This is a genomic window from Endozoicomonas sp. ONNA2 (assembly GCF_024606365.1).
GTDB lineage: Bacteria > Pseudomonadota > Gammaproteobacteria > Pseudomonadales > Endozoicomonadaceae > Endozoicomonas.
In genome coordinates this window covers 1-2,697 of sequence record NZ_JAHHPO010000453.1, presented here as the reverse complement: position 1 = coordinate 2,697, position 2,697 = coordinate 1, and the positions used below count along the sequence as shown (strand labels likewise).

At 43.8% G+C, this 2,697-nt stretch carries 6 protein-coding genes; 1 reads left to right on the top strand and 5 read right to left on the bottom strand.

Annotated features, from left to right (window positions below; genetic code table 11):
- Positions 1 to 204: 204 nt before the first annotated feature.
- The 5 genes from KDK14_RS08195 to KDK14_RS08175 form a co-directional block, all read right to left on the bottom strand.
- A complete protein-coding gene (locus tag KDK14_RS08195) occupies positions 205 to 495 on the bottom strand; it encodes a type II toxin-antitoxin system RelE/ParE family toxin (RefSeq protein WP_257264606.1) in 291 nt (96 codons plus the stop codon).
- The gene (locus tag KDK14_RS08190; RefSeq protein ID WP_257264605.1) at positions 485 to 730 is read right to left on the bottom strand and encodes a CopG family ribbon-helix-helix protein; all 246 of its coding nucleotides are present in this window, start codon (positions 728 to 730) and stop codon (positions 485 to 487) included. The genes KDK14_RS08195 and KDK14_RS08190 overlap by 11 nt, the downstream gene beginning before the upstream one ends.
- 225 nt (positions 731 to 955) lie before the next feature.
- On the bottom strand, positions 956 to 1,360 hold the full coding sequence (locus KDK14_RS08185) for a type II toxin-antitoxin system HicB family antitoxin (protein WP_257264604.1): 405 nt from the start codon (positions 1,358 to 1,360) through the stop codon (positions 956 to 958).
- A 42-nt stretch (positions 1,361 to 1,402) separates the two neighbouring features.
- Complete coding sequence (locus tag KDK14_RS08180) at positions 1,403 to 1,585, bottom strand: type II toxin-antitoxin system HicA family toxin (RefSeq protein ID WP_257264602.1); 183 nt, start codon at positions 1,583 to 1,585, stop codon at positions 1,403 to 1,405.
- A 187-nt stretch (positions 1,586 to 1,772) separates the two neighbouring features.
- On the bottom strand, positions 1,773 to 2,111 hold the full coding sequence (locus KDK14_RS08175) for an Arc family DNA-binding protein (RefSeq protein WP_257264600.1): 339 nt from the start codon (positions 2,109 to 2,111) through the stop codon (positions 1,773 to 1,775).
- A gap of 151 nt (positions 2,112 to 2,262) precedes the next feature.
- On the opposite strand from KDK14_RS08175, the gene KDK14_RS08170 reads away from it, so the two are divergent.
- The gene (locus tag KDK14_RS08170) at positions 2,263 to 2,562 is read left to right on the top strand and encodes a hypothetical protein (RefSeq protein ID WP_257264598.1); all 300 of its coding nucleotides are present in this window, start codon (positions 2,263 to 2,265) and stop codon (positions 2,560 to 2,562) included.
- Positions 2,563 to 2,697 lie beyond the last annotated feature (135 nt).

Here is a 2,697-nt window from a genome sequence, read left to right as displayed (position 1 = left end):
TCATGGGCCTGATGCTGGCCTCTGCCAGCACCGGGGCTTTGGTGATTACCCTGCAAGATCTGGTCAGCGGACTGACCGCCACCAATTTCAGAAAAAACTGAAAGAACGGCTGAAATCGCCACACGTCCCTTTCAGGCATGAAAAATTGTTACAAAATCAAACTGGTGAAAGCGGGTTACCGTCTGGTTTATGAGTAGAATAAGCTTACCACTGTTCCGGCAGTTTTCTGGCGCTGTGAAACACCCGTAAAATCTCTATTCGTTGTTGTGTTGGTTTAACCCGATAAGGAATGATGTAGCGGGTATCAGCTATCACCAGTTCACGAATGCCTGCAATGCGACCGGGCCGACCGGCAGAAGGGTTATCAGCCAATTGCATAACAGCTCTATGAATTCGCTGAACCATTTGCCGGGCTGCCTTCGGGTTTTCCCTGGCGATGTATTTTGCTTCATGATCCAGATTTGCCAGTGCCGTTTTCAGCAACTTAATTTCCACTATTAACGCCCCAGCGCCCCATGACCTCTTTCACTTCCTGATCCGTGGCAAAATCTCCATCATCAGCTTCACTGATGGATTGTTGCAATTGAGCAACCTGCCATTCATTCAGTTCGACAAATTCCCTTATGGCCTCGGCAGCCAGAAATGACTTGGACCGGTGTGTAGCTTCGGCCAGTTTATCCAGACGTTGTTTCAAATGTTCTTCTAACCTGACCGTCATTGTAGTTGTCATGCTGCAGCCTGTATTGTGTGATTATGTACACATTATATCACAATACGTCAGGATTAACAGATCAAAGATGACAGCGTTTGACAGGGAAAATGAGTGAAATTGGCCCACCACTCTTTACCCGGTTTATTTTCCTAAAATCCCGCCCATCCTGAGGTGGGGAACCGGTATCGTCATTCTAGTTTTGACCGGCAGCCGGAGTTATGCATGGATTAAAAACTGGGTTCCTTAACAGGAACCCAGTTTTTGCAATGCCGCATCCGCCAAAAAAGCTGATCGACTTTTTACAGAATGATGACTGACAAAATCATCAATCTGGCGGATGATGTTTCCCGGCAGGGTAACATTTATTTTCTCTGACTTGCCCAGATAAGGGGTAATATCAATTTCAATCATCCCCCATCCCCAGCCAGAATATTCCGTCTTTTTTTGCAGCTCTGCCACGGTGGAGGGCATGGGGATTTTCTCCCCATTATTGGCCATTTCCTCAAGCATGATATAAGCCGCTTCAACCGCTGACTTATAGGCTTCCTCAAACGTATCACCCGCTGTCACTGCGTTGGGAATATCAGGAATAGAAATGCCGGTGGCAAACTGATCATCACCCCATTCAATAGCAATCGGATATTGCATAAAATCTCCTGCAGGGATTGGAAAATCCGAGAGTTACCGGGCTTATTTCAGCCCGGCTTGTTTCCTGATGGCCTCCAGGGTTCCTTTTTTTAAATCCTTTCTTGGATGGGGAACGGGTATAGAACGCTTGAAATCAGGATGTCTATAAATATGGTGACTGCCTTTTACTCTATCGAGTATCCAGCCAGCCGCCTCCATTTCTTTAATCAACTCTCGGCTTTTCACTTCAATCCCATAGCTGTTTAAAGTTCAATTATTATAACTCTGGAGTTACTAAAACACAAGAAATAAATAACCCTGGAGTTACATAGTAGCTTTAAACTTTTCTGGCAAGATACTGAATAGCGGTTTTAAACAGCCTGGTAACAGACCAGTGTTTTTTGCTGTACCGGTCACGCTTTAACAAAAAAAATTATATTTTTCGAGCTAAAAATCGGAGGATTATTTTGATCATATCGGTGGAGTGTTTATCACTGGATAGATACTCAAGAGTTTCACGAATCGTCATTAGCTCTTTCAGCACCATGGCATTATTTACGTCGCTACCACCGCTGAAATCTTCGCTAATTTCAGTAATAGACTTTACTAAATTACTTTCATGCCTTGACTCCAGGTCAATGCTGTATTCGAGCCGTTTCAAAATCTCAGAATTCAGTGATCGGCCGTGTTTGTTGGCGCAAGTATGAAGATATTGACGAACATCTGGAGGCAAACGGAGGGAGAACTGGCTGGGTTCTGCTGTCTCTTCCATGGCTTTATGTCACAAATATACTGAATCGTGTAGTTCATAAAAAATTACCCTATTTGCAATGGTTTAGCATGAACTTTTTTGAATCACAGAAATTTTATGGTTTATAATAAACCATTGTCATAATTGGTTTTTTCTTTGGGAGACCAGTCAGATGATACAAACACAGATGCACTATTGCTCACTGGATGCGCTGATGACAGTGGTTAACATATTGGAAATCAATGTAACCAAATCCGGAGTCCAGATCCGCTTTACCTATCCCCAAGTTTTGCTCTGGAGCGGTGATTTTTTTGGGTATGACGACCGACTTCGGATCACTGATCTGGTAGATGGTCATTCAGAGAATGAAGCTTTGGAAAACATCAGGCAGATGCTATCGACCATATACACTTGGGAACAGCGAAAAGCGTTTGATGGCATTACCCCAATTATTCCCGTGGATTATTCGTAATAATCAACAACAACTGTCTTTTATCTTCTGGTGACAGACACCTCACCAATTCAACCACTGCCCGTTCCATCAGTTTTTTCGGTGGTCGTGTGTCGTGTTTATAGGCCAGACTCATGACAAAACCGGCATCACACA

What these genes read in the sequence shown, in the direction of transcription:
- KDK14_RS08175 (WP_257264600.1), bottom strand. Translation starts at nt 2,111, where the DNA reads ATGGAAGAGACAGCAGAACCCAGCCAGTTCTCCCTCCGTTTGCCTCCA.
- KDK14_RS08185 (WP_257264604.1), bottom strand. Translation starts at nt 1,360, where the DNA reads ATGCAATATCCGATTGCTATTGAATGGGGTGATGATCAGTTTGCCACC.
- KDK14_RS08170 (WP_257264598.1), top strand. Translation starts at nt 2,263, where the DNA reads ATGATACAAACACAGATGCACTATTGCTCACTGGATGCGCTGATGACA.
- KDK14_RS08190 (WP_257264605.1), bottom strand. Translation starts at nt 730, where the DNA reads ATGACAACTACAATGACGGTCAGGTTAGAAGAACATTTGAAACAACGT.